We start from the raw sequence: 25,699 nt of genomic DNA, 5'->3' as shown, positions 1-25,699 counted from the left end.
TCTTCATCCTATCAAAAATACAAAAACTTGTATGTGGTGCTTCGTTCTTATTTTCCCCAAAAAGAAGGGCAGAGATATTTCGCTCTGCCCTTCTTTTTCTACTCTACTAATTTTTTATTGACATAAATAATAACCCCTGCTCCATATGCCAGTATAAGCGGAGGTATGAGCTGCTCCTGACCTTGAAATGAGATAAAACTATTCAGCAAAATGAACAAACCGGAATTCAAGAAAAAGTAGCCTGCTATTCTGGCCAGCCGATCTTTATCCCGTATACGCGCCTCGTTAAACCCAGCCAGCATCCAGGTTTGTTTTTTGATTCCGACAAAATAGGCAACCACAAAGAATAAAAGCGCGATGACAATTAATAGATAATTGATGCTGATTTCCATCTTACAGCCTCCTACAAGATTACTTGATGTTAAGAAAAAGAAAAAAAGCGGCACAGCTTACTGCAATCAGCAGCAGGACGACAAGCGCATTGAGGAACGGGCTCAAAAGAAGCAGCACTGCTAAAAACAGCAGATAAACCGCACCGACTCGCGAAATCTTGACAATCTCCTTTTGAGAGCGCATTTTGTTTTTTCTGACACCTGCAAACATCATCAATTTTTTCCGCTTCCATACATATCCGGCGAGCACCATTAAATAAACAGCCAGCGGCAGATGTTTGAAGTCGGACGGCAGCAGCGGCAGGGCGATAATTGTGACAATGAGAAGGACCGAAAGCCAGCTTTTGCCCAATAAAGACCTCCTCCTTTTCGTCTCTCCCCCATCACCCGCCATCAATTCGGCAAGCTCCTTCGGATGAGAAAATTCAGATTCAACAGCTTCCTGCAGTTCCTCTTCACTAAGGCCGGCTTTGATTCTGTCTTGAACGAAAGCGGTGATATGCCCCTTTAATTCGTCGATAGCGTTTTCTCTCTCTACATCAGGCATATTCGCCAGCTCTGCATTTAGTTCCTCCATGTATCGGTCAATGATAAGCTGTCCATTCATAGCAAATCCCCCGATAAAGACAGTAAGGCTTGATGGGTTTCCAGGTATTTCTCCAGCCGTTCTTTTAACATTTCTTCTCCTTTTTGCGTCATTTTGTAATACTTTCTTTTCGGGCCGTCCAGTGAATCTTCCCAAAAAAATTCGATCCATCCCTTCTCGGTCATACGTTTCAGAATCGGATAAATCGCTCCCTCTGAAATAGCCAGCGCCGAGGTGGTTTTTAAGGATGACGTCAGCTCATAACCGTACATCGGTTTAGAACGCAGCAGGGATAGGATGGCCAGCTCGAAAATCCCTTTTCGAAATTGAACAATCCAGCGGTCATTAACTTGATTCGTTTTCATGGTTTAAATATATCGAAAAAAACACTATATATCAATCACATATAGCAGTGTAAAATGTCCTGTTTTTTCTTTTAACAAAAATGGAATTTCTCATACTTTTTAACCTTTTTATTACATAAATGTTTTTATATTATGAAAAGTGTAAAAACGATTCTTCAGGTTAAAAGGAGCAGTCGAATGCAGAAATCGATATCATTTTTTGTCATTTTTTCAATCCTTTGGGGTTCGCTATTTCTGTTTTCTATTATTGGCAGCTTAGGGACAACCCCGATTCCGCTGACAAAGGACTCCAAATTTCTCATGTCCAGCATCCTCCCTCAGGGCTGGGGCTTTTTTAGCAAAAATCCGCGTGATACTGCAATCGGCTTATATGAGGCTGAAAATGCCAGCGCCATGGTCAGATGGCCCAATATGAGGGCTGACAACCTATTCGGCCTGTATCGGTATGGGCGGTCACAAGGCGTTGAAATGGGCGTGATCTACAGCCAAGTCAGCAAGGAACAGTGGACAGCATGTAAAGAAAAGGACCTCGGCGCATGCAAAAGCAAAGCCAAAACCGTGCAATTAAAAACACCCGCTCCCCGCCCGCTGCTTTGTGGCAGCTACTATTTGACGAAAGAGGATATTGTTCCTTGGAGCTATTCTAAATACACCCCTTCGTCTTATCAGGTAAAAAGCATAGTCAAGGTTGTGATCTCATGCTCGAAAACATAAAACAGACCATCACCAGATGGGACGAAAGAAACCCGTGGACAAATGTATACGGCCTCGCGCGAAGCATCATTGCGCTATCCAGCCTGCTGACGCTGCTCATCAATCACCCGAGCCTCATTATGAAGCCAGCCAGCGGGATCAGCAGCTATCCAGCTTGTAAAATGAATCTCAGTCTCTTTTGCCTCGGTGAAAATAACTATATGATGTTAAATCTTTTCAGATGGGTCTGCATTGCCATTCTGGTGCTTGTTGTCATTGGCTGGCGTCCCAGAATCACCGGGGTTCTGCATTGGTATGTCAGTTACAGCCTGCAGTCATCGCTGATCGTCATCGACGGAGGCGAGCAGGCAGCAGCCGTCATGACCTTTTTATTGCTTCCCATCACGCTGACCGATCCGAGAAAATGGCATTGGAGTACGAGACCTATAGAGGGCAAAAGAACACTTGGAAAAATAACAGCTTTTATTTCTTATTTTGTGATCAGAATCCAAGTGGCGGTGCTTTATTTTCACTCTACCGTCGCTAAGCTGTCTCAGCAGGAATGGGTGGACGGAACGGCCGTCTATTATTTCGCCCAGGAAAAAACCATTGGCTTCAACGGCTTTTTTCAGGCGTTAACGAAGCCAATTGTAACAAGTCCGTTCGTGGTGATTCCGACATGGGGGACGCTGCTGGTTCAAATTGTCATCTTCGCGGCGCTGTTTACGCCGAAGAAGCATTGGAGATTGATTTTGATCATCGCTGTTTTTATGCATGAGATTTTTGCAGTCATGCTGGGCCTCATCAGTTTTTCGATTATCATGGCCGGCATTTTGATATTGTATCTCACTCCTATCGATTCCACGATTCAATTTACATATATTCGCAGACTGTTGTGGAATAAAAAACACAAGAAGGGAGAGGTTTCAGTTTGAAGAAGGCGTTTCTAGTATTTTTGTCGGTTGTATTGGTGACGACTGTGTTTTTGGTGAAGCAGCAAGAAAGTGTGGCACAGGCAAAGCAGCTTGAGTATTCAGGTGAGGAAATTTTTAAAGGCTTTGTGTTTGCCCAAGGGGAAGTTGGCAAACAGCTTCCAGAGGTCTTTAATAAAGCGATGACAGACAAACTCAACACAAAACAGGCAAAGGCTTTTGCCAATCAGGTTGTCGCTGATATTAAAAAAGAGGATGCTGACTTTTTTGATAACCTGAAGAAAGCTGTTTACAGCAAAGATGCATTGAAAGTGGATGAACTGCTGAAAAAAGCAGGTCAAATCGTTGAAGAGAAAGTAGAAGCTGCAAAGGAAATCGCCGCTTCCAAGGATGATACATCCAGAGTTCAGGCCGAGCTTGTCAACACTGTTGATACCGCTAACTATTTCTATTATGTTTCTTATGTTGCTGCAGCCGGTGCCCTGATTCTGATCATTCTCGCCATTGATATTACGCCGATTGCGATTTCAGACAATGTGGATCGCGAAATGGCAATCAGAACGCTGGTTGATGAATTAAACTAGACATAAAAAACGGCTCGCTCCGCAGTCTGCTGCAGGCGAGCCGTTTTCATGCTATTTTTTCTCGTATGTCCATCCATTTTCCTGATACACTTTTCCGTTTTTCATCAAATGGCCCAGCGCGCGTTTAAAGGCGGCTTTGCTCATATTAAAACGTTCTCTGATATCGTCAGGCTGGCTTTTGTCACTGTACGGCATGGCACCGTTTCTCATTCTCATATACGTTAGAATGCACTCAGCATCAACTGACATTGCATCCTGTTTTCTCGGAAGCAGCGACAAGTTGACTGAACCGTCTTCTTTCACTTGAATCACCCGTCCTGTGACTCTTGAACCCAGTCTTGGCTCCTCTTTTCTTTCTGACGGGTGAATAAAACAGCGGATACCGTCATCCGTGATCACGAATGAACCCGATGCGATCAGCCTGTACACCGTACCTGTCAGCTCTTTATTCATCAGATCTTCTGAAGCGTCGGTAAACAGTTCGCTGATGATATCTTCCGGCGCTGGTTTCGCAAACATGCGCCCCCGGTTCGTCACCTTCAGCATACAGTAAAGTTTGTCCCCTTTTTGCGGCCAGACATCTTCGTACGGGGGCAAATGCTCAGTTGCGACTAGTGCGTCCTTCGATAAACCGACATCAACGAAAACGCCCATATCTTCCACTTTATCCACCACTTCAACCCAGCCATATTCATCCGCGCTGATGACCGGAATTTTCATCGTGGCCGCAAGCCTTTCCTGCTGGTCGACGTATATAAAGACTTCTACTTCGTCTCTGTCCTCGATATCCTCAGTCATTTCACTGTTATGTAAGAGAATCGTATCTTCCCCATCGGTTAAAAAGTAACCGAAGTCGGTTTGGTGATCTATACTCAAGGTTAATTGCTGCCCTGGTCTCATGCTATCGTCCTTCCTGTTCCGCTTATTCCTCTGCGGATTTTGTTAACATTTTTTCCAATCATCACAAATTGATTCTTTGTTCTGTTGGAAGTTTCTCTTTATTCTACTATAATCAACACATAAGTTAAATGTTATGGAGGTTTTCATATGGCAAAAGAAAGCTCATTTGATATTGTATCCAAGGTGGAATTGCCTGAAGTGCAAAACGCAATCCAAATCGCACTGAAGGAAATCAGTACCCGATATGACTTTAAAGGCAGCAAAAGCGACATTTCTTTAGATAAAGAGGAGCTGGTCCTCGTTTCCGATGACGAATTCAAATTAAGCCAGCTGAAAGATGTGCTGGTCAGCAAATTGATTAAACGAAACGTACCGACAAAAAACATTGATTACGGCAAGGTTGAAAACGCGTCAGGCGGAACGGTACGCCAGCGTGCAAAGCTTGTTCAAGGCATTGACAAGGACAACGCAAAAAAAATCAATACGATCATCAAAAACTCCGGACTGAAAGTAAAGTCTCAGGTGCAGGATGATCAAGTGCGTGTCACCGGAAAAAACAAAGATGACCTGCAGCAGCTTATCTCAGCTGTGCGGGGAGCAGATCTGCCAATTGACGTTCAATTTATAAATTTCAGATAAATTTTCTGATTCCTATTGATTATTGTCTTTATTTTCGGTAAATTTGGAGAAAGGGAAAAACGCTAGGTATCTTTTGGCACTTCCTGACACGAAAATTTCATATCCGTTCTTATCAAGAGAAGCAGAGGGACTGGCCCGACGAAGCTTCAGCAACCGGTGTAATGGCGATCAGCCATGACCAAGGTGCTAAATCCAGCAAGCTCGAACAGCTTGGAAGATAAGAAGAGACAAAATCACTGACAAAGTCTTCTTCTTAAGAGGACTTTTTTTATTTCTCTTTTTTCCTTGCTGATGTGAATAAAGGAGGCAGACAATGGGACTTTTAGAAGATTTGCAAAGACAGGTGTTAATCGGTGACGGCGCCATGGGGACGCTCCTCTACTCCTATGGCATTGACAGGTGTTTTGAGGAGCTCAATATTTCAAAGCCGGAGGAAATTCAGCGCATACATAAAGCGTACGTTGAAGCGGGAGCCAACATTATTCAAACGAATACGTACGGGGCCAACTATATTAAATTATCCAGACACGGGCTTGAGGATGACATCAAAAAAATGAATCAGGAAGCCGTAAAGATCGCGCGGGCTTCAGCAGGCGATGCATACGTGCTTGGAACGATGGGCGGCATACGCACATTTAATAAAAACGCGTACAGTCTTGACGAAATTAAGCGCAGCTTCCGCGAGCAGCTGTACCTGCTGCTGCATGAAGAGCCGGATGGCTTGCTGTTAGAAACATATTATGATTTGGAAGAATCCCGTGAAGTGCTGAAAATCGCGCGCAAAGAGACTGATCTTCCGATTATGCTCAATGTCTCCATGCACGAGCAAGGCGTATTGCAGGACGGAACGCCGCTTTCTGACGCATTGCGCTCGATTGCGGATCTCGGAGCTGATATTGTCGGCATTAACTGCCGCCTCGGCCCTTATCACATGATTGAAGCGCTCAGCGAAGTGCCGATTTTTGATGACGTCTTCTTATCCGTTTATCCGAACAGCAGTCTTCCTTCGCTTGAAGAGGGACGGCTCGTCTATGAAACAGACGACACGTATTTTCAAAACAGTGCGTCAGAATTCCGTAAGCAAGGCGCGCGGATTATCGGCGGCTGCTGCGGCACAACGCCGAATCACATCCGGGCGATGGCGGAAGCAGTTGGCGGGCTGGCTCCGATTACGGAAAAAGAAGTCAAAACCCGGGCGAAAGAATTCATTTCTGTTCATCATGAGCGAACCGAGCCCGGCCTGGATGAGATCGCGGCGAAAAAACGCTCTATTATCGTAGAACTGGACCCGCCAAAAAAACTGAGCTTTGACAAATTTCTATCGGCGGCGGCTGAATTAAAAGAAGCGGGAATCGATGCCCTGACACTCGCCGACAATTCTCTGGCGACCCCGCGGATCAGCAATGTTGCCTGCGGCGCCCTTGTCAAGCAGCAGCTCGATATGCGTTCCCTTGTCCATATTACGTGCCGTGACCGTAACATTATCGGCTTACAGTCACATTTAATGGGCCTTGATACGTTAGGGCTGAATGACGTGCTTGCTATTACAGGTGACCCTTCTAAAATCGGGGATTTTCCTGGTGCGACGTCTGTATATGATTTAACATCTTTTGATTTAATCAGGCTGATCAAGCAATTCAATGAAGGTCTGTCTCTGTCTGGAAAACCGCTCGGCAAGAAAACGAATTTCTCAGTTGCCGCTGCATTTAATCCTAACGTCCGCCATCTGGATAAAGCGGTAAAACGGCTTGAGAAAAAAATAGATTGCGGCGCAGATTATTTTGTTTCTCAGCCTGTCTATTCCGAGCAGCAGCTTGTCGATATCCATAATGAAACAAAACATCTGAAGACGCCGATCTATATCGGCATCATGCCGCTGACAAGCAGCCGGAATGCCGAATTCATCCATAATGAAATTCCCGGCATTAAGCTGTCTGATACGATTCGCGAAAAAATGGCCCATGCCGGTGAAGATAAAGAAAAGCAAAAGGCGGAAGGCCTTGCGATTGCACGCTCCCTGCTGGATACGGCATGCGAGCTGTTCAACGGCATCTACTTGATAACGCCTTTCCTCAGATCTGACTTAACCGCTGAGCTTACTTCATATATTCAGCAAAAAGATGAGCAGCGCCAAAATATCTTTTTGCATTAATCCCTTAAAAGACTGTCTGATCCAATCGGGCGGTCTTTTTCAACGGGATTCGTGTTACGATATAGAAAAACAGTCATGAGGAGGAACATTATGCTCGAAGTCAAAACCATTTCCGCGGAAGATACATATGAAATCCGGCACCGCATTCTGCGCCCCCATCAATCCATTGAACAATGCAAATATGAAGAGGATCATGCAAAAGGCTCCTTTCATCTCGGCGCGTTTTTTGAAGGAAAGCTGATCAGCATCGCTTCTTTTTCCCCGCAAATTCAGCCATTAATAACAGAATCCCCAGCATATCGGCTGAGAGGCATGGCAACGCTTGAAGGATATCGCGATCAAAAAGGCGGGAGCACGCTGATCAAACACGCGGAAGAGAAACTGGCAAAGAACGGCGTTCAGGCAGTCTGGTGCAATGCCAGAAGCCATGTGAAAGGCTACTATTCAAAACTTGGCTGGGAAGAACTCGGCGAACCGTTTGAGATTCCCGGCATAGGCACTCATATCATCATGTATAAAAAACTCGAAACAAGCAGGTGATCTGTATGAGGGTAATCGATGAGCTGATTAAGCTTCATGAAGAACATACCCCTAGTCTATTGCGGCTTTGCGGGCAAGCCGGGTGGCCGGATTATGGCGAACAAGAGCTGAAACTGCTTGTTCAGCAGGGACGCTTTTTCGGTTATCAAAATGTCAGCGGTGATATTATTTCCTGCATCGGCTTGTTTTTGTTTGGCCGTCTTGCTTCTATCGGCCTCGTTATCGTGGACAAGGAATATCAACGGCTCGGTCTCGGCCGGCGTATGGTAAACGCCTGTATCACCCAAACAGATGAAAACACCGCCATCAGGCTTTGCGCCACAAAAGAAGGTTTGCTCCTTTATGAAAAAGCAGGTTTTCATACGGCAGGTTCAGTGCGAAAGTACAGCTGTCATAGTTTTCAACCTTATACAAAAAAGCTTGACGCTGAACTGACATCCTTTAGAGAACAAGACTTTCACGACTTAACCGCGGCGGATCTGGCTGCCTTTGGCGGAGATCGATCAAACCTTTTGCAGCAGCTTATTTCTGCTTCATGCGAATGTATCATCGCCAGAAATCATGACGGACAGCTAATTGGCTACGGACTTTCTGTACAGACACCGGCCAATTTGAAATTCGGTCCCATCATCGCTCCATCATCAGATGTTGCAGCACAGATAATTAACAGGCTGGCGGCCGGCAAACAAGGGCCGGTGCGAATCGATATACCGAGTGAACACACGTCTCTGCATGACAGCCTGATAGAAATGGGCTTTCATAAAGATGATGAACCTCCGCTTTTGTTCTATCAGAAAAAAGCACCTATTCAAAATGGACACTTATATGCTTTGATTTCACAGGCTCTCGGTTAACCCTCTTTTTTCCCGAACAGGTATCTTCTGTTCGGTTTTTTGCTGTCTGATCGCTGAATAAACGAAGCCATCAGGGACATTCTAAGCAGAAGAAAAGGAGTGTGCTCTGAGATGGAATCATCAAAACAAAATAACGGAATGACGATTGTAGCAATCGGTTCAATCCCTTTAATATTAACCCTAGGAAACTCGATGCTTATTCCGATTTTGCCAAAAATGAAATCTGAACTTCATTTATCACAATTTCAAGTCAGTCTCGTGATCACAGTATTTTCCTTGATTGCAGCATTTGCGATTCCGATTGTCGGTTATCTCGCAGACCGATTCTCAAGGAAAGTCATCATTATTCCCTGCTTAATTTTGTATGGTGCCGGCGGTTTGTTAGCCGGGTTTGCGGCAGGTTTTTTTGATAATGCCTTTCCTTGGGTCATGGCAGGACGTGCGCTTCAGGGAATCGGGGCAGCCGGAACCGGCCCAATTGCCATGGCACTGACGGGAGATCTGTTTAAAGGCGCCCAGGAGAGCAAGGTGCTCGGCCTTGTTGAAGCTTCAAACGGCATGGGGAAAGTACTTTCACCGATCATTGGCTCGCTGATCGCCCTGCTTGTCTGGTATGGCGCGTTTTTTGCCTTTCCTGTGTTTTGTATCATTTCGATCGTACTGACTTGGATTTTTATCAAAGAAAAGAAAAAGGAAAAAGAACCGCCACCAATCGGAAAATATGCAAAAGGGCTGTTAAGTGTCTTTAAACATGAAGGCAGATGGCTGTTTACCGCTTATTTAGCAGGTGCGACCTGTTTGTTTACTTTATTCGGCATCCTGTTTTATCTCTCAGATGTTCTTGAAAAAACATACGACACCGACGGCGTGAAAAAAGGCTTAATTTTAGCGATTCCGCTTTTGGTTATGTGTGTGACGTCTTATACAACAGGAAGCAAAATCGGGCAAAAGCAATCGTTAATGAAAAAGCTGATCGTACTTGGATTGGCGTTCATGACCGTATCCTACGCGGCACTGTCATTCATTGAAAATCTTGTCCTTTTTATCAGTGTTCTTGTACTGAGCAGTATCGGCTCAGGTCTTGTCCTTCCTTGTGTGAACAGTTTTATTACCGGGGCTGTCGGCAAAGAAAGACGGGGATTTGTCACCTCGCTGTACGGCTCTGTACGTTTCTTAGGGGTAGCGATCGGTCCTCCGATTTTCGGCCGCCTGATGCAATGGTCCAGACCCGGCATGTTTTTAAGCATTGCGGGATTGACTCTCGTTGTCGGGATTCTTGTGATGATGCTCATCCATGTGAAGCAAAACAATGAAGAAACAAAAGAAAAAGAAGACCCTAAAATGGCTGGAAATCGGCTCCAGCCCGCTGAGGAAAGGTAGCACCCAGTGTGAAAATTGTACGGATTGAAACCTTTCCGCTATTTCACCGATTAGAAAAGCCATACGGAGATGCCAATGGGTTTAAACAATATCGGACTTGTTATCTCATCAGGATTATCACCGAAAGCGGGATAGACGGCTGGGGAGAATGCGTTGATTGGCTCCCTGCTCTCCATGTCGGTTTTACGAAGCGGATCATCCCGTTTCTATTAGGAAAACAGGCTGGCAGCCGCCTGTCATTAGTGCGCACGATTCAAAAATGGCACCAGCGGGCGGCCTCCGCTGTAAGCATGGCGCTGACAGAGATTGCAGCCAAAGCTGCGGATTGTTCGGTATGCGAATTATGGGGCGGGCGATACAGAGAGGAGATTCCTGTGTACGCGTCTTTTCAATCGTACTCAGACTCCCCGCAATGGATCAGCCGCTCAGTCTCCAATGTTGAAGCCCAGTTGAAAAAAGGTTTTGAGCAAATCAAAGTCAAAATTGGTGGGACTTCATTCAAAGAGGATGTCCGGCACATCAATGCGCTGCAGCATACAGCAGGCAGCTCCATTACGATGATTCTGGACGCAAACCAAAGCTACGATGCCGCTGCAGCTTTTAAATGGGAGCGCTATTTCTCCGAATGGACGAACATTGGCTGGCTTGAGGAGCCTTTACCCTTTGATCAGCCGCAGGATTACGCTATGCTTCGAAGCCGTTTGTCTGTTCCTGTTGCCGGCGGAGAAAACATGAAAGGCCCGGCGCAATTTGTGCCTCTCCTTTCACAGCGCTGTTTGGATATCATTCAGCCCGATGTCATGCATGTCAACGGAATTGATGAGTTTCGGGACTGCCTCCAGCTCGCGCGTTATTTTGGCGTCAGAGCATCCGCCCATGCATATGACGGATCGCTCTCACGGCTCTATGCTTTATTTGCACAAGCCTGTCTGCCCCCATGGTCTAAAATGAAGAACGATCACATTGAACCGATCGAGTGGGACGTCATGGAGAATCCTTTTACAGATCTCGTCAGCCTGCAGCCTTCAAAAGGAATGGTCCACATCCCGAAAGGAAAAGGCATTGGAACAGAGATCAATATGGAGATCGTCAATCGCTACAAGTGGGATGGCTCAGCATATTAAGCTGGGCCATTTCTTTATTTTGAGACATAAATCATGGACAGCCTCATAAAATGAAAACAGCGGACAAGTCTTTTCATAAAGGAGCAAATGACTTAATGGCTGAACTGCTGATGAAAGCAAAACTTACGTTTATGATTGTCGTAGGCGGCGTACTACAGGGACTCGGCATGTCCTTGTTTTTATTTCCGCATGATATTCCGACAGGCGGTGCAGCAGGTATTGCGGTGCTATTGCATTATCTGTTTCAAATCCCCCACGGGTTTTCAGTGTGGGCTGTGAATGTATCAATGCTTTTTACCGCTTTAAAATGGCTGGAGATGAGAACATTCACCGGCACCCTTGCTTCTATCACCGTCACCTCTGTCTCGGTATTGATCTTTGATGCGGTTTTTCCGGATATCACATCTAATCTGTGGCTTGATCTGGTAAGCGGCGCAGTGTTATTGGGACTCGGCATCGGACTTTTATACAAATATAAAATTTCGAACGGAGGATTCGGAGCCCTTGCTCTGATGATTTCTATCTACCGCGGCGGGAATCCTGGAACGATCCTGCTCATCATGAATTGCATCATTTTTATGGTCACCGCGTCTATTATTGACTGGGGCATCGTCATTCAAGCCCTGATATGCCAAGTGATATCGACAAGAGTCATCGACTTCATCTACAACATCCGTCTGACCTCACTTCCCTATCTCACGCCTATGTACCGCCATAAAAAATAATAGGCAGAGGCTCTCTTCACGACGAGAGCCCCGCAGCCGCTGCTTTACAGAAAAAAGGTATCAGATCTTAGCCCTAAACGCAGCGTTTCCAACGCGATGGCATCATGAAATGGAATATTGGCCAGATTCACATTCGGCCCGATTTTTTGAATAAACCCTTGCTGAAGCGTTTTGTTAGGCGCTTCAAAAATCAGCCTGTTGATATCAATATCCGAGGAAATGATGTCGTCAACAATTTGAAACCTGACATCGCCGCTGCTGGAACAGATCCCTCCCGTTCCGCTTTCTCTGGCTTCTGTAATCACTTTTTCCGCGCCCGCTTCCATATCCTCAACGATATATTCAAGCCATTCCTCAGAGCTTTGCCGGCTTGCTAATTCCGCATCCTTGCTGCCCACCTCACTGAGCACAAGAAATTCATCAGAAAAATCGGCAATGTAAGCCGCTTTCTCTTTATTTGTCATCGGGAGCGTACCGTTTGAAATCTCAATATATTCACAGCCGAAATAGGTGCAATACCGATGAAATTCATTCACTTTTTTCTGGCTTACGTACTTCTCAAACAGTGTGCCGCCAAAGAAAAATGTAATGTCATGTTCTTTCAGTGTGCTGATTTTTTCTTCAAGATCTTTCGTAAGTAATGATGTGCCCCATCCGAATTTCACAAAATCAATATAGTCGGACGCTCCAGCTATCGCATCTTTGAAAAATTGCAAGGGATAGCCGTTATCAATTAAAATGGACTGTCCGGTTTCTCTCGGCTTGTTTGTTCTCACTGGCAATTCTAGTGAAAAATCATTCATATTATGACCCTCTCTATCGTTGGAACTTCTCCATCTTGTTTCACTTTCATCACGAAATCGCCCGTCAGTTCTTTTGTACAGTAAACGATGTCTTCCGAATCAAACAATGGCTGGCGGCTGTCAAAAAACTTCTCCGCAACAGAAGAGCGTTTTATTCTTTCAATCGCCTCCTCAGCCGTTACCGCATTTGTCCCTTCAATGATGCCTTTGATATACTCCGCACACGCCATATCGTCATCACCGGATGGATGGGAAGCCACAATGTTTATGACACAATCGTTTGCGGCGAGCTTTTTCACATGCTGTGCCGTTGTTTTGGCATTGGAAAATCCAGTTACGAACAGATGCTTTGCGTTCAGCGCCCCCAATGCTGCTGTGACGCCGTTTGTTGTTTTCTGGATCAGGCGCTTATCCGCCATATCCTGCCCAGCCATGCGTTTTGGAGAATTATCTAAATCAAATCCGCTGATACCGACCCCCTTTTCCTCTCCCGTCAAAACATAATCCGGATAGGTGTCTTTCAGCACAAAGGCTTCATCAGCTGTCCGGACCAACAAAATCTCTTTCGCCCCGCCGATAAACGCATAATGGGCGACCGTAAAGGCTCTGGTGACATCAATGATGATGTTAATATCAGCCGGGGCAAGCGAATGATGCTGCCCCTGATAAATGGCAATCGGCATACTACCTCTCCTTGGGCATAAAACCATTTTGCTAAAAAGCATATTCAGCCGGGCTCTTAATGGTTCCGCACCTCATCTTAGGCGGGCGCGGCACCTAAAAACCCTGAACCTTTATGCAAAAAATGAATAGTCTGCCTATAACTCGATCAATAGATAAAAAAAGCAAATGCAAACGGGGGGAAAACATTGAACGAAACCATCACATATGACACATGGAACGACATGCTGTCCAAACAGATAACGGATCAATTGATCGATGAGCTTGATGTGTTGAAATGGGCTTACCGAACGTACGGAGAAAAGATTGTTTACGCATGCAGCTTTGGCGCAGAAGGAATGGTGCTTCTCGACTTAATATCAAAAATCAACAAAAACGCGCACATCATCTTTTTGGATACCGGGCTTCATTTTCAGGAAACATATGAGCTGATCGATACCGTCAAAGAGCGATATCCGGGATTTGCAATCCAGATGCTCGAACCCGAGCTGAGCTTAACAGAACAGGGGACGAAGTACGGTGGAGAGCTGTGGAAGCATAACCCGAACCTCTGCTGCCAATTGCGGAAAATCGAACCGCTCAAAAAGCACCTGTCCGGCATGACAGCTTGGATTTCAGGACTGCGCCGGGAGCAGTCACCAACGAGAAAGCATATTCAATACGTAAACCTGGACCAGAAGTTTGAGCTCATCAAAATTTGCCCGCTCATCCACTGGACATGGGATGACGTTTGGACGTACATCCGCCTGCACAATTTGCCTTATAACAAACTGCACGATCAACATTATCCGAGCATAGGCTGTGAAATGTGTACATTGCCTTCCTCGGACCCGAACGATGAGAGGGCTGGAAGATGGGCCGGACGGGAGAAAACAGAATGCGGCCTGCATCAGGAATAGCGGATGGCAGGTTCTTGCTGTGAGAATCGAAATGATGTTAAGGCGCTGATGTCAAACTTTCATTAAGTGCAGAAAAGAAAACAAGGAAACGTATAAATGGAGGTTGAACACGTTGAATGGAAACGAGCCCCACGGAGGGGTATTAATCAACCGCTGTGATCCCGCATGCCATTTTGAAGGGTGCGCGTGCCAAGCAGAGCTGGATCAGCTTGCACTGAGCGATCTGGAGCTTATCGCGATCGGCGGATACAGCCCGTTAACAGGTTTTTTGGGAGAAAAAGATTATCATTCCGTTGTGAAAGAGATGAGGCTGGCAAACGGCTTGCCGTGGAGCCTGCCGATTACGCTGCCTGTCGGAGAAAAAACAGCAAAACAGCTGTCTGCCGGAGATCACGTCAAGCTTGTGAAAGACGGTGTTACCTACGGCATGATCACAGTCACCGATATATACCAGCCTGATAAAACACAAGAAGCACTGTCTGTTTTTAAAACAAACGATCCTGCCCACCCAGGCATAAAAAAATTGCTGGCTCGCCCGGATTACTATATCGGAGGGCCTATCACGGTCAGCCGCCTGCCTGACAAATCTTTCGAACAGTTTTATGCAACGCCCGCAGAAACAAGAGCGGCCTTTGAAAAACTCGGCTGGAAAACGATTGTCGGCTTTCAAACCAGGAACCCTGTTCACAGAGCGCATGAATATATTCAAAAAACAGCGTTAGAAACGGTCGACGGTCTGCTGCTTCACCCGCTTGTCGGAGAAACAAAGTCAGACGATATCCCCAGCGATATCAGAATGGAGAGCTACCAGGCTTTGCTTAATCACTATTATCCAAAGGATCGTGTCATGTTATCGGTTTTCCCTGCCGCCATGCGTTATGCAGGTCCGCGGGAAGCGATTTTCCATGCGCTCGTCCGAAAAAATTACGGCTGCACTCATTTTATTGTAGGCCGTGATCACGCGGGTGTCGGCAGCTACTATGGAACATACGACGCCCAAAATATTTTTCAATCATTCACAGAGGAAGAGCTGGGCATCAAGCCGCTGTTTTTTGAGCACAGCTTTTATTGCCGAAAATGCGGAAACATGGGCACCTCCAAAACATGTCCGCACAGCCCGAGAGACCACATCCACTTATCAGGCACAAAAGTGAGAGAGCTTCTCCGCCAAGGCAAAAAGCCGCCTAAAGAATTCAGCCGGCCTGAGGTCGCAGCCGTGCTGATCAAGGGACTTCACCAACAGCCTGTTGCCATCAAGCAAAACAGCGGGGAATTGCAATGACACACAATCCGAACATCATTTGGCATCCCGCTGCCATCTCAAAGTCTGACAGACAGTCCTTAAACGGACACAAAAGCTGCGTGCTCTGGTTTACAGGTTTGTCCGGCTCCGGAAAATCGGTGCTGGCCAATGCAGTCGATGAAAAACTTTACCGCAAGGGCATTCAGAGCTATGTGCTTGACGGTGATAATATCCGCCATGGCTTAAACAAAGATCTTGGATTTCAGACTGGTGACAGGATTGAAAACATCCGCCGGATCGGAGAAGTGGCGAAGCTGTTTGTCGACAGCGGGCAAATGATTTTAACGGCTTTTATTTCTCCATTCAGAGAGGATCGGGACATGGTTAGAGCACTCTTTCCTAAAGGTGAATTCTTCGAAATTTATGTGAAGTGCCCGCTGCATGTTTGTGAACAGCGCGATCCAAAAGGGCTTTACAAAAAAGCGCGAAACGGAGAGATCAAACATTTCACCGGGATCGATTCTCCGTATGAAGCGCCGCTTTCACCCGATTTCATCATTGAGTCAGACCAGACCTCTATTTCCGATGGAGCTGATCTCATCATTAACGCACTGCAAAACAGAGGTATTATATAAAAAACCCGATCAATGTCGGGTTTTTTCTTATGAGTTGGAGAACTGCGCAATCAAACTGTTAATCTTCTCTTTTTCTTCATAAAATGCTCCGTGCCCGCTGTTTGCAAACGGAACCAATTCCGACTGTTTGATGCCGCGCTTCAATTCTTTCGCAAAATCAAACGGCGCAATTCTATCCTTTCTCCCGTGCAGGATCAGCGTCGGCACCTTGATTGCAGCAAGTTCCTTTCTGAGATCTTCGTCTCTTAATGCGATGCCCGAATGGATCGTCCCGTAGGAGGAAGCCTCCAGCATCAGATTGAGAAACCACTGTCTAAGCTCTGGAGACACTTTTTTCTCAAAAAACTGTTTCCCTAAATCAGCCAGTGTTTTGGGCCGATCAGCTTTGAACAATTCAATCATATCGTCAATATCCTGCTTCCTCATCCCATACGGATAACCCGGGCGTTTTGTAAACGCGGGGGCCACTGCAGACAGTAAAATCAGCTTATCAACATCGGCTCCTTCATGCCTTGCCATATAACGGATTGCAATGGCGCCGCCCATCGAAAAACCGGCAAGAATCGCATTCTCAAGCTGCAGCGTATAAATGACTGCCTTCACATCATCAGCCATCGTGTCATAATCGTAGCCTTCCCAAGGGCGATCAGATTGCCCATATCCCCGCAAATCAACGCCGATAAAACGAAATCCCCTTTTCGGAAGCTCATTCATTTGATATTCAAACATCTTATGATTCAACGGCCACCCGTGCAAAAAGATGATCGGCCTTCCATGTCCGATATCCTCTACAAACAGTGTCACATGCTCCTCGGTTTTGACGTAATGCCCCATTCCGCATTCCTCCTGTTCCCTTTGGCTTTCCCGGCCTGTAAACGCCTTGACGTATAGGAAGCTTTCCATTTATGCTTACAAAACAAGCGGGCTGCTGTACCAAGAAAAGGCTCTTCACGATTTACTATATGTATCAATTTCCTTAACGATCTATTAAATTGAACCCGGAAGCCTCTGTTTTTCGGGCAGCAAAGGATGTCATCACATGAATAAAATCGCAATTCAAAAACCGAACATACCGGAAAACCTGCGTACCGCAGATTTTCATGATGCCGTGACGCAGGATGATGTAATCAGCATGCATTTGTTTGAAGATTGTACAATCTGCGGCGAAGATATCGAAAGACTTTGTGTGGAAAAAACGGTATTCAGAAATGTCGTCTTTATCGATGTGTCTTTTCGGCATATTGAACTGACCGATGTGATCTTTGAAAAATGCGATTTATCAAACGCCGATTTCAGCGGGGCTGTCATTCACAGAACTTCTGTTAAGCAGTCAAAAATGGTTGGAATGAATGTGGCGGAAGCAACGCTGCGGAATGTTTCATTCGAGGAATGCCACGGACATTTCAGCTCATTTTCGTACTCAAATATGAAACAAGTTCGATTTGATCACTGTGCTCTTATGCAAAGTGAATGCAGCAATACGGTGCTCCAGCAGACACACTTTGACAGGTGCGAATTGGAAGGCGCCAGCTTTACCGGCACGTCCCTTCAGAACATGGACATCAGCACGTGCCGTTTTGAACAGCTTCATGTCTCCCTCGACAAATTGAAAGGCTGCAAAATCGCACCTGAGCATGCGATTGCCTTCGCCAGGGCACTGGGAGCTGTCATCGTATAATCAAAGCCTAGGACATCATCAGGCGGCGTGCTGTTTCGGCTGCCGCTTTAATGCCAGTTTCCAAATCTCCAAGAGATGCATAGGAATATGACAGCCTGATGCTGTTTCGGTCTTCACCGTCATAAATGTAGCCGGGATTCATAAGCACCTGCCGTTTCAGCAATCCATAAAAGAAACGGCTGACAGGCAGGTTTTTGTGAAATGTCACCCAAATATAAAAGCCGCCTGCGGGAATCCGCCACGTGGCAATGTCCCCGGCATACCGCTCGAGAAAATGAACGGCGGCGTCTCTCCTTTCTTTAAGCTTCCTGCGTACCCAAGTCAGATGCTCTTCGTAATACCCGTGCCTCTAAAGGGCTCTAGTTTGTGAGTTAGACATGTATGGAACTGTTACCAAACTGATTCCCTCTCCTCAAAAAATTCCATTGTCTTATTTTGTCGAAATAGTCCAATAGTATCCCTATCTCATGTGGTTTATAATATATTTTGTATTAAGTTGGAATTTTCAAATCAATGGGGGAAAAATATGACTTACTTTAAAACGGCAAATCCAAACATATTAGAGAACAGCTACTTAAGAGAACCACAAATTCAAGCCTATGAAAAACTTAAAGAACACTTTCTAACTAAACAAAGCACAGAACACGCCCTTGTAGTTTTACCTACTGGTACTGGCAAAACTGGGCTTATGGGAATCGCTCCATATGAAATTTCTGATGGAAAGGTACTAATAATAACTCCTCAAACGGTTATAAGAGACTCAGTACTTGGTTCTCTTGATCCAGCATACCCTAATAATTTTTGGCTTTTCACAAGAATTTTTCAAAATTATACCGAACTACCGTCAGTGATTGAATATGACAAAACCTTAACAGACGAGATATTAGATCAAGCTGACATTGTAATATTGAATATTCATAAACTACAAGAAAGGTTGCATTCTTCCCTAATAAGACGGGTGCCGAAAGACTTTTTTGATTTTATTATTATAGATGAGGCTCATCACTCGGAAGCTAATACATGGAAAAAAGCGCTAGAATATTTTAATAATGCCAAAGTACTAAAAGTGACCGGAACTCCATTCAGAAGTGATGGGAGAAAAATTCAAGGTGAAGAGATTTATACATACAGTCTTGGAAAAGCAATGGCCAAAGGATATGTAAAGAGTCTTGAGAAAATTGATTATATTCCTGATAAAGTGTATTTAACATTAGATAAAAATAACGAAGTGGTTTATACAATAGAAGAAATAAGAAAAATGGGGATAAAAGATGAAGATTGGATTTTAAGATCTGTAGCCTTATCTCCAGAAAGTAATAAAAGCATTATTTCTCAGTCAATACATTACTTAGAGGAGAAAAAAGAAAAAACAAACCACCCACATAAAATTATTGCTGTGGCCTGTAGTATTTGGCATGCCGAACAAATAAAAAATTTGTATGAAGAGCAAGGTTACTTATGTTCAATTGTACACAGTAATTTAGAGAAAACTGAAAGGGAAAAGGAATTTCAAAAAATCGAAAAGCACGAAGTAGATGTAGTTATAAATGTAGCTATGTTAGGTGAAGGTTATGATCACAAATTTTTATCTATAGCAGCTATTTTTAGACCATTTAAAACCCTTCTTCCTTATGCTCAATTTATCGGCAGAGTATTACGTTCTTTATCAGATGAAGATGTAAATGATAACGTGAATGAAGAGGATAACATCGCTGTAGCTATTCATCATAAAGAGCTTGGTTTAGATAAACTTTGGGACTTTTACAAAAAAGAAATTAAGAAAAGAGATATTATAAAGAAAATCAAAGCAGATTACCCAATTGAACCAACAGACCGAGAGCCTAAAAACGTTTCCTTTGGCTATGTAAAAGAGTCTGAAGATTTTAAGACTGAGAAGGATTCTTTTATTGAAAGTGAATTATTGAAAATACGAAAAGAAAAACAAGATGAAGAAAAGAAAAAAATAGAAGAACTGAAAAAGTTATTAAATGTATCTGAAGAAAAGGCCAGATCTTTTTACCAACAAAGCTTGATCTCGCAAGATAAAGAGCGTTATTTAAGACCTGATTTATATTTAAAAAACAAAAAACAAGAGATTGACCAATTAGTAAGAGAGGAAGTAATCCCTCAATTATTGGTTGATTTTAATTTAGATCTTCAAGGTGATGAACTTATTAGGAATCGATTCTTAGTTCCAAGAAAATATTCATTTTTATATCGGCAGGCTAATGAAAATGGGGCTTTACTCGGGCTATACTTTAATATATCATTAAAAGATCATATTGGCGCGGCAAGAAGCGAATGGGAATTAGACGACTATGATCGTGGTATTGACTTTGTTAAAAAGTTAGACTCTCACTTAAGAAGTATAATCACCAAAAATTTAAAGTAAAGAGGTGTTTTAATATGAGTATAATTGAACATCTTTACGATGAAATACACGGACCCAAGCTAACTCCTTATGAGTTACTCGAGAACGTTAAATTACCAAATTATATTTCTGTCGATTTTAAAACTGAAAATGATTTCATTATCGGTATCAGTAAATGTAAAATTAACAAAGATGAAATAGCAACTTTCACTTACTTTTTTAATAAAGAGAATAAATTAGTGCGACTAACTTCAAATGTCAATGGAGAAAACTCAGAAATATATAATAGAGAGAAAGCCATTAAAGAATATTATACATTAGCCAAAAAAACATTATTTTCTGACAAAGCTGCAGTGTAGTAAATAAAAGCTCGATTGGGCTTTTATTTTTCGATCGAAAACGAACATACATTCGCTAAAGTCATGCCCAATATGTTTTTTTAAAATGACACTCATCAATTAAAAAAGAGCCTGTAATTGAGAAAAGGCATTCTTTATATTTGAAATGTCAATCCGTATTTCTTCATGTTCAATTAAGAACAGTTTGTCATTCAGTTGCTGAATTTGTTCATCGGTCTCTTTTCTCTTCGCCTGAAATTCCGCTTTAGAGATCAGTTGATCTTCCAGATATAATTAAATCAAACACTGTTTCTTTTTTCAGCGTTTTCAATTAGTTTTTTAGTTTGTTTGATCCGGTTTTTCTTACGCTCTTCAACATCCGAATTAAATTGAGTCTTAACTTTCTTCCCTTTTGTTTCAGCATTCTTATAACAAAAGCTCGTGAATCTTTATATTAGACTGGATAATGATTCACGTAGAGAGCCATACCTCTACGACGATAGGCGTTAGATAATTTACCTCTTTCTTCTATTGTATTTGTCGATATTGCATCCGCATACAGCACATTTCATAAGACCACGCATTTCATTTTTAAGGTTAAATCGTTTTTTCGCAGCTTGTGTTCCCTATTGTTGGCTTTCTCATATTATTCTTCGGATATGATTTTAGGACACATGTCTTTGTAAATGGTCCACTTTTCTTTCGAGTTTCTAATGAATTTTTCGCCTGCTTTAACATGTGTTTGCCTGTTCGCAGTAAAAAAACCACAGTAAATGGGGTTCTTTAAGATTGTTTGCACAGTAGACAGTTTCCAAAAATACGCCTTTCTCGGCTTCAGAATATTCCCGAGTGCTAGTTCTTCATTAAGTTTGAGTCATCAGTGCTTCAGTCTGCGATACCCTGTTAATCGTATTAGCCGTTGCGGGCGTATCTGTCATTGTGCAGGAGCTGCCTGTGTTTGAGACAGTCATGATGGCCGGCGGATTTTTATTTTTGCTCTATATGGGCTGGGTGACTTGGAACAGCCGTCCGAACACAAGCCAAAATGAGAAACATACGTTCACACCAAAAAAGCAAGCTGCGTTTGCGGCCGCTGTTTCTCTTTTAAACCCGCATGCCATTCTGGACACGATCGGCGTCATCGGCACGAGCTCTCTTCAATATTCGGGGCTTGAGAAATGGCTCTTTATGGCCGCCTGCATCGCTGTGTCTTGGATTTGGTTTATCAGCCTTGCAATAGCGGGCCGGCTGTTTCAGACGATAGATACGAGCGGCAGGCTTATGCTGATCGTAAACAAATGCTCTGCAGCGGTAATGTGGGCAGCGGCAGGATATTTTGGGGTGTCACTCTTTTGCAATTGAAGGAGAAACAGATGAAAACAACGAATTTCTTAGAAAAGGGGGCATGCTGATGACTGATGCAAAACAGTTTTATGACTATCATTCTTGGGCAAACAAGAAAATATTTAACCATATCGAAAACCTGCCGGAGGAAACTGCCTATCAAGAAGTAAAGAGCGTATTTCCTTCTGTCAGCGAAGTGCTGCTTCATATGTGCAGGGCTGACTACATTTGGCTGAATGTTCTTTCGGGAGTGGCCTACCAAGAGATTATAGACAGCGCAGGCAAATTAGAGTCCGCGCAAGGTAATATGGCAGCGATTAAACAGCACGCTGCCGAGCTGGAGTCACAGTATCATGATTTCTTCAGCCGCCAGACGGACTTAGAACAGACCTTCACAATGCAGCATCCGAAACTAGGTACACTGGAATCAACCTATGCAGACACCATCCTGCATGTCGTCAATCACGGCACTTACCACAGAGGGAACGTAACCGCCATGCTGAGACAGCTGGGCCATTCTGGCGTACCTACTGATTATATGTACTATTTATATGAGAAAAGAGAAAGCAAGGGCTAAAATGTCCTTGCTTTTTTTTGCGGAAAGCCTCAAATGAAACATACTAGCTTTTACATACCGGTATAAGCACTCTTCACATCTAGCTGTACCGGCCTGCCGCTTCGAAAGGAATTGGTTGCGGCGATGCCCACTTCTAAATTGATTGTCGCATCAATATCAGTCACAATCGGTGTTTTTCCATTCCGGACACACTCGGCGAAATGCTGAAGCTCTAAGCAGTAGGCTTCATGAAAACGAGTTTGAAAGTCTGGAATGATATCAAAACTGCTCCCTTTAGCCGATAGGATGGTCACATGTTGATTTCTCAATGTCCCTATGAAAATACTGCCCTCTGTCCCGATAATCTCCGCCCGGATGTCATGTCCGTATGGAGAGGTTCTGCTTGCCTCGACGTCCCCCGCTGCGCCGGAGTCAAATTCAATATACGTCATCGCCTGATCCACATCGCCATACTGCTCCATGAACGGATTGTTCAGAATCCTGCCGTGTCCTGAAACAGAAGTGATTTCCGCCCCTAGCAAATAACGGGCCATATCATAGTCATGGATGGAACAGTCAATAAAAATTCCACCGCTGTGTTTGATAAATTCTGCGGGAGGCGCGCCTTGGTCGCGCGTAAAGCCTTTATAATAGATAGGTTTGCCGATTTCTCCAGCGTCGATCCGCCGTTTGGCATCTGCGTATGCTGGATCGAATCGTCTCATAAAGCCGACTTGGCAGATGACACCTGTCTCTTTCACTTTTTCAGAAACTGCTCTTGATTCCTCAAGGTTTAATGTCAGCGGTTTTTCAACGAAGATCTGTTTGCCGTTCTCGGCTGCTTTGATGATCATATCACCATGTGTGCTTGTCGGCGTTACAATAATGACAGCGTCAATGCCGGGATCTTCTAACACTTCATACGGGTCCTCTGACCATTTTTCGATACCGAATTCTCTGGCAACCTGCTCCGCTCTCCCTTTTAACGGATCACTGACACTAACCAGCTTTGCTCCCGGTACACTGGTGACAAGATTTTTCGCATGATCATAACCGAGCCTTCCTAATCCTAATACAGCGCACCTTACTTGATGTTCCACGTCCCATCCTCTCCTTTAACTCATTTCAGGATTAAGAAAGCGCTTTCTCTTAACAGCAAAAAAACAGCGGTTCTATCCGCTCTACCATTTTGCGCAAGCGCTTTCCCAAAAGATGATTTCATTTTACACTGCCTTTGGTTTACACGCAATATGTTTTTTTGGCTTCAACTGTCATAATGAAAAAACCCGCTCATTAGCGGGTTCATGTGTTGAGCGGTGATGTAGAATGTCTGACTACAAGCTCAGGCGGGAGCACTATTTTTTGTTTCGCCTTTCGTTTTCCCTCTATTGCTTCTGCCAGCAGTTCGATGACGCTCCGTCCCATCTCTTTTATCGGCTGGGCTACGGTTGTCAGGGGCGGAGCCGCCATTTCTGCGAGTATCGTATTATCAAAACCAATGATAGAAAGATCATCCGGCACTTTTATGCCTCTTATTCTCGCAGCTTGTATGGCGGCACAGGCCAATACGTCGTTGAAGGCAAAAATAGCAGTCGGAGCGTTCCTGTCGAGCAATTTTCCCGCTTCTTCCTTGCCGCTTTCCAAGGAAAACCGCGTCTGGATGATAAGTGATTCATCAATGGGCACGCCCGCTTCCTCCATCGCCTGACGGAAGCCTTTGATTCTATTTTTTTCGCCTGTCGTTGAACCGTCTCCGACAATGCAGGCGATGTTCGTATGGCCGAGTGACAGAAGATGCTTGGCAGCCTCATATCCGCCACGAACGTCATCTATCACAACAATATCCATCGGAAGCAGCGGCTTATCCTGAGAAATCATGGCAATCGGAATTTGTTCACTGGCGATTTCCTCCAAAGCAGACATACTGTCATGGCTTTCAATCCCTGTTGCAAAAATAATGCCATCCACCTTTTTCTGTTTCAGCACAGAAAAATACTTTGTTTCTTTTTTCGGATCGTAATCGGTGCTGCAAATCAACATTTGAAAACCGAGCTCATCCGCTCTTTCCTCAATGCTTTTGGCCAGTTCGCCGTAAAACGGATTTGAAATATCAGGCGCCACGAGAGCTATCATATTCGTTCGTTTTCCCGTTAACGCCGCGGCGTGGACATTGGGCGTGTATGCCATTTCATTCATGACATTCATGACCTTCTGCCGTGTTTTGTCGCTGATTCTCCCCGTATTGTTAATTACACGCGACACAGTTGTGATCGAGACACCCGCCGCCTTTGCCACATCGTAAATTGTTGTTTTCATGTTCATCCCTCGTCTGGTTATTGAACTTTCCGGCTGACAATTTTCCGGTATTCAATTGGTGAAATGCCTTCTATCTGCTTAAAGAGTTTTGAAAAGTATGTCGGATCTTCCATTCCGATCGTTTCCGCAATAACGCCCATCTTATCATTTGTAGAGGATAAAAGACGCTTCGCTTCTGTCATTCTCACCCGGTTCGTGTATTGTGCCGGAGTTACGCCGAGCACCTGTTGCATGCAGCGGCTCACATAATCCTGATGATAGTGAAGGGCGAGCGACAGATCCTTGATTGTCGTCTTTTCCTTATAGTGCTCCTGTAAGTACCGGGCCGCCTCCCAGGCTACCCGCTCTTTCGCAGACGGTATTTGGAACGCTTCTTTTTGAAGATGCAGCATCAGCTCCTCAAATAAAATTTGCTTTCTGAGCGGCAAATCAGAGTTTTCCGCGGAGTAATCGATCAGCTTTTCAAACTGCTGCGCCATAAACTGCGGGCGCTGCACCTTGCCTTTTCTCGGCAAGGCCAATCCGTAGCGGGCCGGCTCTTCGAAGCTCCCTTTTTCCTGCTGAAGCTCAGACCAGTTGCTGCCTCCCTTTGCCGTAAATTCATATCGATGTTCATCGAAGTGAAGCCAATAGTAGGAGGTTGCTTCATCACTGCCCTTCGTCCCGTAGTGTTCAAGACCGGGAGAAAGCAAGATGTACTCGCCGCCTTCAACAGAAAACGATGTTTCATTTTCCGTTATATATAACGTTCCCTGTTTGACATATATCAGATCAAACACGGAGAATACACGTTTCACATGGGTTTCTCCTTTTTTAAAAACCCCTTCCCCAGCTGCGATAAATACCGGAAAAGGCGGGACTGTAAACAGGATGCGAGGCATTTGAATCATCCTCCTTTTTAAGTCGGATTTTTACAAGAAGTATCGTTTCTATCCCTTTTTATTATAAGGAAATGGAGGTACACTTTAA

General features: G+C 44.4%; 27 protein-coding genes, 3 pseudogenes and 1 riboswitch. Of the genes and pseudogenes, 18 read left to right on the top strand and 12 right to left on the bottom strand.

The annotated features are described in order from the left end of the window. Window positions 1-98: 98 nt before the first annotated feature. Genes MHH79_RS05995 through MHH79_RS05985 form a run of 3 tightly spaced genes read right to left on the bottom strand, consistent with a single transcriptional unit; the run spans window position 99 to window position 1,343 of the window. Window positions 99-392, bottom strand: a complete 294-nt coding sequence (locus MHH79_RS05995) for a DUF3784 domain-containing protein (RefSeq protein WP_003233021.1) — start codon at window positions 390-392, stop codon at window positions 99-101. Window positions 393-411: 19 nt separating this feature from the next. Further along, a complete protein-coding gene (locus MHH79_RS05990; RefSeq protein ID WP_063335029.1) occupies window positions 412-999 on the bottom strand; it encodes a hypothetical protein in 588 nt (195 codons plus the stop codon). Continuing rightward, on the bottom strand, window positions 996-1,343 hold the full coding sequence (locus MHH79_RS05985) for a PadR family transcriptional regulator (protein ID WP_003245674.1): 348 nt from the start codon (window positions 1,341-1,343) through the stop codon (window positions 996-998). The genes MHH79_RS05990 and MHH79_RS05985 overlap by 4 nt, the downstream gene beginning before the upstream one ends. 177 nt (window positions 1,344-1,520) lie before the next feature. Between MHH79_RS05985 and MHH79_RS05980 the strand changes: the two genes are divergently transcribed. The 3 genes from MHH79_RS05980 to MHH79_RS05970 are packed head-to-tail and all read left to right on the top strand — an operon-like array spanning window position 1,521 to window position 3,552. Next, on the top strand, window positions 1,521-2,057 hold the full coding sequence (locus MHH79_RS05980) for an SdpA family antimicrobial peptide system protein (protein ID WP_047182414.1): 537 nt from the start codon (window positions 1,521-1,523) through the stop codon (window positions 2,055-2,057). Beyond that, window positions 2,042-2,971, top strand: coding sequence for a sporulation-delaying protein SdpB family protein (locus tag MHH79_RS05975; RefSeq protein ID WP_063335028.1), 930 nt, complete (start codon window positions 2,042-2,044; stop codon window positions 2,969-2,971). Before MHH79_RS05980 ends, MHH79_RS05975 begins: the two co-directional genes overlap by 16 nt. Next, window positions 2,968-3,552, top strand: coding sequence for a sporulation delaying protein family toxin (locus MHH79_RS05970; RefSeq protein ID WP_003244950.1), 585 nt, complete (start codon window positions 2,968-2,970; stop codon window positions 3,550-3,552). The genes MHH79_RS05975 and MHH79_RS05970 overlap by 4 nt, the downstream gene beginning before the upstream one ends. A 51-nt stretch (window positions 3,553-3,603) precedes the next feature. Here the strand turns inward: MHH79_RS05970 and MHH79_RS05965 are convergent. Next, a pseudogene (locus tag MHH79_RS05965) lies at window positions 3,604-4,501 on the bottom strand (S1 RNA-binding domain-containing protein). Window positions 4,502-4,599: 98 nt separating this feature from the next. Here MHH79_RS05965 and MHH79_RS05960 point away from each other — a divergent pair. The 7 genes from MHH79_RS05960 (at window position 4,600) to MHH79_RS05930 (ending at window position 11,866) form a co-directional block, all read left to right on the top strand. Then, window positions 4,600-5,091, top strand: a complete 492-nt coding sequence (locus tag MHH79_RS05960; RefSeq protein ID WP_047182413.1) for a YajQ family cyclic di-GMP-binding protein — start codon at window positions 4,600-4,602, stop codon at window positions 5,089-5,091. Between the two features lie 106 nt (window positions 5,092-5,197). Beyond that, window positions 5,198-5,315, top strand: a riboswitch (SAM riboswitch). Between the two features lie 89 nt (window positions 5,316-5,404). Further along, window positions 5,405-7,243 carry a bifunctional homocysteine S-methyltransferase/methylenetetrahydrofolate reductase gene (locus tag MHH79_RS05955; RefSeq protein ID WP_327844253.1) on the top strand — a complete coding sequence of 613 codons (1,839 nt, stop codon included), beginning with the start codon at window positions 5,405-5,407 and terminating at the stop codon, window positions 7,241-7,243. A gap of 90 nt (window positions 7,244-7,333) precedes the next feature. After that, complete coding sequence (locus MHH79_RS05950) at window positions 7,334-7,783, top strand: GNAT family N-acetyltransferase (protein WP_015383317.1); 450 nt, start codon at window positions 7,334-7,336, stop codon at window positions 7,781-7,783. 5 nt (window positions 7,784-7,788) lie between these two features. Continuing rightward, the gene (locus MHH79_RS05945) at window positions 7,789-8,637 is read left to right on the top strand and encodes a GNAT family N-acetyltransferase (protein WP_100506200.1); all 849 of its coding nucleotides are present in this window, start codon (window positions 7,789-7,791) and stop codon (window positions 8,635-8,637) included. A 111-nt stretch (window positions 8,638-8,748) separates the two neighbouring features. Further along, window positions 8,749-10,017, top strand: coding sequence for an MFS transporter (locus MHH79_RS05940; protein ID WP_047182410.1), 1,269 nt, complete (start codon window positions 8,749-8,751; stop codon window positions 10,015-10,017). Window positions 10,018-10,025: 8 nt separating this feature from the next. Next, window positions 10,026-11,141: a mandelate racemase/muconate lactonizing enzyme family protein gene (locus tag MHH79_RS05935; RefSeq protein WP_340035042.1), complete on the top strand. Its 1,116-nt coding sequence runs from the start codon at window positions 10,026-10,028 to the stop codon at window positions 11,139-11,141. A gap of 95 nt (window positions 11,142-11,236) precedes the next feature. Then, window positions 11,237-11,866 (top strand): YitT family protein, encoded by a 630-nt coding sequence (locus tag MHH79_RS05930; RefSeq protein ID WP_340035041.1) that lies wholly within the window; start codon window positions 11,237-11,239, stop codon window positions 11,864-11,866. A 44-nt stretch (window positions 11,867-11,910) separates the two neighbouring features. On the opposite strand, the gene MHH79_RS05925 is transcribed toward MHH79_RS05930, so the two are convergent. Next, complete coding sequence (locus tag MHH79_RS05925; RefSeq protein ID WP_003233048.1) at window positions 11,911-12,669, bottom strand: phosphosulfolactate synthase; 759 nt, start codon at window positions 12,667-12,669, stop codon at window positions 11,911-11,913. Then, entirely contained in the window at window positions 12,666-13,352 is a 687-nt protein-coding gene (locus MHH79_RS05920; RefSeq protein ID WP_340035040.1) for a 2-phosphosulfolactate phosphatase, read from the bottom strand. The genes MHH79_RS05925 and MHH79_RS05920 overlap by 4 nt, the downstream gene beginning before the upstream one ends. Before the next feature lie 186 nt (window positions 13,353-13,538). Here MHH79_RS05920 and MHH79_RS05915 point away from each other — a divergent pair, with 186 nt between their 5' ends. The 3 genes from MHH79_RS05915 to cysC all read left to right on the top strand — a co-directional run bounded on the left by MHH79_RS05915 (window position 13,539) and on the right by cysC (window position 16,127). Further along, window positions 13,539-14,249, top strand: coding sequence for a phosphoadenylyl-sulfate reductase (locus MHH79_RS05915; protein WP_080344184.1), 711 nt, complete (start codon window positions 13,539-13,541; stop codon window positions 14,247-14,249). Between the two features lie 112 nt (window positions 14,250-14,361). Then, window positions 14,362-15,531, top strand: coding sequence for a sulfate adenylyltransferase (gene sat / locus MHH79_RS05910; RefSeq protein WP_047182406.1), 1,170 nt, complete (start codon window positions 14,362-14,364; stop codon window positions 15,529-15,531). Beyond that, window positions 15,528-16,127 carry an adenylyl-sulfate kinase gene (gene cysC / locus MHH79_RS05905; protein WP_003245829.1) on the top strand — a complete coding sequence of 200 codons (600 nt, stop codon included), beginning with the start codon at window positions 15,528-15,530 and terminating at the stop codon, window positions 16,125-16,127. The genes sat and cysC overlap by 4 nt, the downstream gene beginning before the upstream one ends. A gap of 27 nt (window positions 16,128-16,154) precedes the next feature. On the opposite strand, the gene MHH79_RS05900 is transcribed toward cysC, so the two are convergent. Beyond that, window positions 16,155-16,961: an alpha/beta hydrolase gene (locus MHH79_RS05900; protein ID WP_340035039.1), complete on the bottom strand. Its 807-nt coding sequence runs from the start codon at window positions 16,959-16,961 to the stop codon at window positions 16,155-16,157. A gap of 205 nt (window positions 16,962-17,166) precedes the next feature. Between MHH79_RS05900 and MHH79_RS05895 the strand changes: the two genes are divergently transcribed. After that, window positions 17,167-17,805, top strand: coding sequence for a pentapeptide repeat-containing protein (locus MHH79_RS05895; protein ID WP_251218218.1), 639 nt, complete (start codon window positions 17,167-17,169; stop codon window positions 17,803-17,805). Between the two features lie 7 nt (window positions 17,806-17,812). Here the strand turns inward: MHH79_RS05895 and MHH79_RS05890 are convergent. Then, window positions 17,813-18,148, bottom strand: a pseudogene (locus MHH79_RS05890) (PLP-dependent aminotransferase family protein); the annotation flags it as partial. 183 nt (window positions 18,149-18,331) lie between these two features. Between MHH79_RS05890 and MHH79_RS05885 the strand changes: the two are divergent. Beyond that, window positions 18,332-20,197: a DEAD/DEAH box helicase family protein gene (locus MHH79_RS05885; protein ID WP_339202491.1), complete on the top strand. Its 1,866-nt coding sequence runs from the start codon at window positions 18,332-18,334 to the stop codon at window positions 20,195-20,197. Window positions 20,198-20,211: 14 nt separating this feature from the next. Then, the gene (locus MHH79_RS05880; RefSeq protein ID WP_340035038.1) at window positions 20,212-20,535 is read left to right on the top strand and encodes a hypothetical protein; all 324 of its coding nucleotides are present in this window, start codon (window positions 20,212-20,214) and stop codon (window positions 20,533-20,535) included. A 625-nt stretch (window positions 20,536-21,160) separates the two neighbouring features. On the opposite strand, the gene MHH79_RS05875 is transcribed toward MHH79_RS05880, so the two are convergent. Beyond that, window positions 21,161-21,313, bottom strand: coding sequence for a recombinase family protein (locus MHH79_RS05875; RefSeq protein ID WP_339202489.1), 153 nt, complete (start codon window positions 21,311-21,313; stop codon window positions 21,161-21,163). Between the two features lie 74 nt (window positions 21,314-21,387). Between MHH79_RS05875 and MHH79_RS05870 the strand changes: the two are divergent. Continuing rightward, window positions 21,388-21,876 (top strand): annotated as a pseudogene (locus MHH79_RS05870) (LysE family transporter); the annotation flags it as partial. A gap of 49 nt (window positions 21,877-21,925) precedes the next feature. Next, a complete protein-coding gene (locus MHH79_RS05865; RefSeq protein WP_251218216.1) occupies window positions 21,926-22,435 on the top strand; it encodes a DinB family protein in 510 nt (169 codons plus the stop codon). Between the two features lie 50 nt (window positions 22,436-22,485). Here the strand turns inward: MHH79_RS05865 and iolX are convergent, their stop codons facing one another. The 3 genes from iolX to MHH79_RS05850 form a co-directional block, all read right to left on the bottom strand. Next, a complete protein-coding gene (gene iolX, locus MHH79_RS05860; RefSeq protein WP_251218215.1) occupies window positions 22,486-23,514 on the bottom strand; it encodes a scyllo-inositol 2-dehydrogenase in 1,029 nt (342 codons plus the stop codon). Window positions 23,515-23,716: 202 nt separating this feature from the next. Then, window positions 23,717-24,730, bottom strand: a complete 1,014-nt coding sequence (gene degA / locus MHH79_RS05855; RefSeq protein WP_100506207.1) for a transcriptional regulator DegA — start codon at window positions 24,728-24,730, stop codon at window positions 23,717-23,719. Between the two features lie 17 nt (window positions 24,731-24,747). Further along, window positions 24,748-25,611 (bottom strand): AraC family transcriptional regulator, encoded by an 864-nt coding sequence (locus MHH79_RS05850; protein WP_015483064.1) that lies wholly within the window; start codon window positions 25,609-25,611, stop codon window positions 24,748-24,750. Between the last annotated feature and the right edge of the window lie 88 nt (window positions 25,612-25,699).

The sequence above is a fragment of the Bacillus sp. FSL K6-0993 genome (assembly GCF_037977205.1).
In the GTDB taxonomy this organism is placed as follows: Bacteria; Bacillota; Bacilli; order Bacillales; family Bacillaceae; genus Bacillus; species Bacillus subtilis.
Note: the sequence above shows the minus strand (reverse complement) of the source record. Positions and strands in the feature narration are given on the sequence as shown.

Excerpts from the sequence above, each read along its gene's own strand:
- MHH79_RS05995 (WP_003233021.1), bottom strand. The coding sequence starts at position 392 with ATGGAAATCAGCATCAATTATCTATTAATTGTCATCGCGCTTTTATTC.
- MHH79_RS05990 (WP_063335029.1), bottom strand. The coding sequence starts at position 999 with ATGAATGGACAGCTTATCATTGACCGATACATGGAGGAACTAAATGCA.
- MHH79_RS05985 (WP_003245674.1), bottom strand. The coding sequence starts at position 1,343 with ATGAAAACGAATCAAGTTAATGACCGCTGGATTGTTCAATTTCGAAAA.
- MHH79_RS05980 (WP_047182414.1), top strand. The coding sequence starts at position 1,521 with ATGCAGAAATCGATATCATTTTTTGTCATTTTTTCAATCCTTTGGGGT.
- MHH79_RS05975 (WP_063335028.1), top strand. The coding sequence starts at position 2,042 with ATGCTCGAAAACATAAAACAGACCATCACCAGATGGGACGAAAGAAAC.
- MHH79_RS05960 (WP_047182413.1), top strand. The coding sequence starts at position 4,600 with ATGGCAAAAGAAAGCTCATTTGATATTGTATCCAAGGTGGAATTGCCT.
- MHH79_RS05955 (WP_327844253.1), top strand. The coding sequence starts at position 5,405 with ATGGGACTTTTAGAAGATTTGCAAAGACAGGTGTTAATCGGTGACGGC.
- MHH79_RS05950 (WP_015383317.1), top strand. The coding sequence starts at position 7,334 with ATGCTCGAAGTCAAAACCATTTCCGCGGAAGATACATATGAAATCCGG.
- MHH79_RS05945 (WP_100506200.1), top strand. The coding sequence starts at position 7,789 with ATGAGGGTAATCGATGAGCTGATTAAGCTTCATGAAGAACATACCCCT.
- MHH79_RS05940 (WP_047182410.1), top strand. The coding sequence starts at position 8,749 with ATGGAATCATCAAAACAAAATAACGGAATGACGATTGTAGCAATCGGT.
- MHH79_RS05930 (WP_340035041.1), top strand. The coding sequence starts at position 11,237 with ATGGCTGAACTGCTGATGAAAGCAAAACTTACGTTTATGATTGTCGTA.
- MHH79_RS05925 (WP_003233048.1), bottom strand. The coding sequence starts at position 12,669 with ATGAATGATTTTTCACTAGAATTGCCAGTGAGAACAAACAAGCCGAGA.
- MHH79_RS05920 (WP_340035040.1), bottom strand. The coding sequence starts at position 13,352 with ATGCCGATTGCCATTTATCAGGGGCAGCATCATTCGCTTGCCCCGGCT.
- cysC (WP_003245829.1), top strand. The coding sequence starts at position 15,528 with ATGACACACAATCCGAACATCATTTGGCATCCCGCTGCCATCTCAAAG.
- MHH79_RS05900 (WP_340035039.1), bottom strand. The coding sequence starts at position 16,961 with ATGGGGCATTACGTCAAAACCGAGGAGCATGTGACACTGTTTGTAGAG.
- MHH79_RS05895 (WP_251218218.1), top strand. The coding sequence starts at position 17,167 with ATGAATAAAATCGCAATTCAAAAACCGAACATACCGGAAAACCTGCGT.
- MHH79_RS05885 (WP_339202491.1), top strand. The coding sequence starts at position 18,332 with ATGACTTACTTTAAAACGGCAAATCCAAACATATTAGAGAACAGCTAC.
- MHH79_RS05880 (WP_340035038.1), top strand. The coding sequence starts at position 20,212 with ATGAGTATAATTGAACATCTTTACGATGAAATACACGGACCCAAGCTA.
- MHH79_RS05865 (WP_251218216.1), top strand. The coding sequence starts at position 21,926 with ATGACTGATGCAAAACAGTTTTATGACTATCATTCTTGGGCAAACAAG.
- degA (WP_100506207.1), bottom strand. The coding sequence starts at position 24,730 with ATGAAAACAACAATTTACGATGTGGCAAAGGCGGCGGGTGTCTCGATC.
- MHH79_RS05850 (WP_015483064.1), bottom strand. The coding sequence starts at position 25,611 with ATGCCTCGCATCCTGTTTACAGTCCCGCCTTTTCCGGTATTTATCGCA.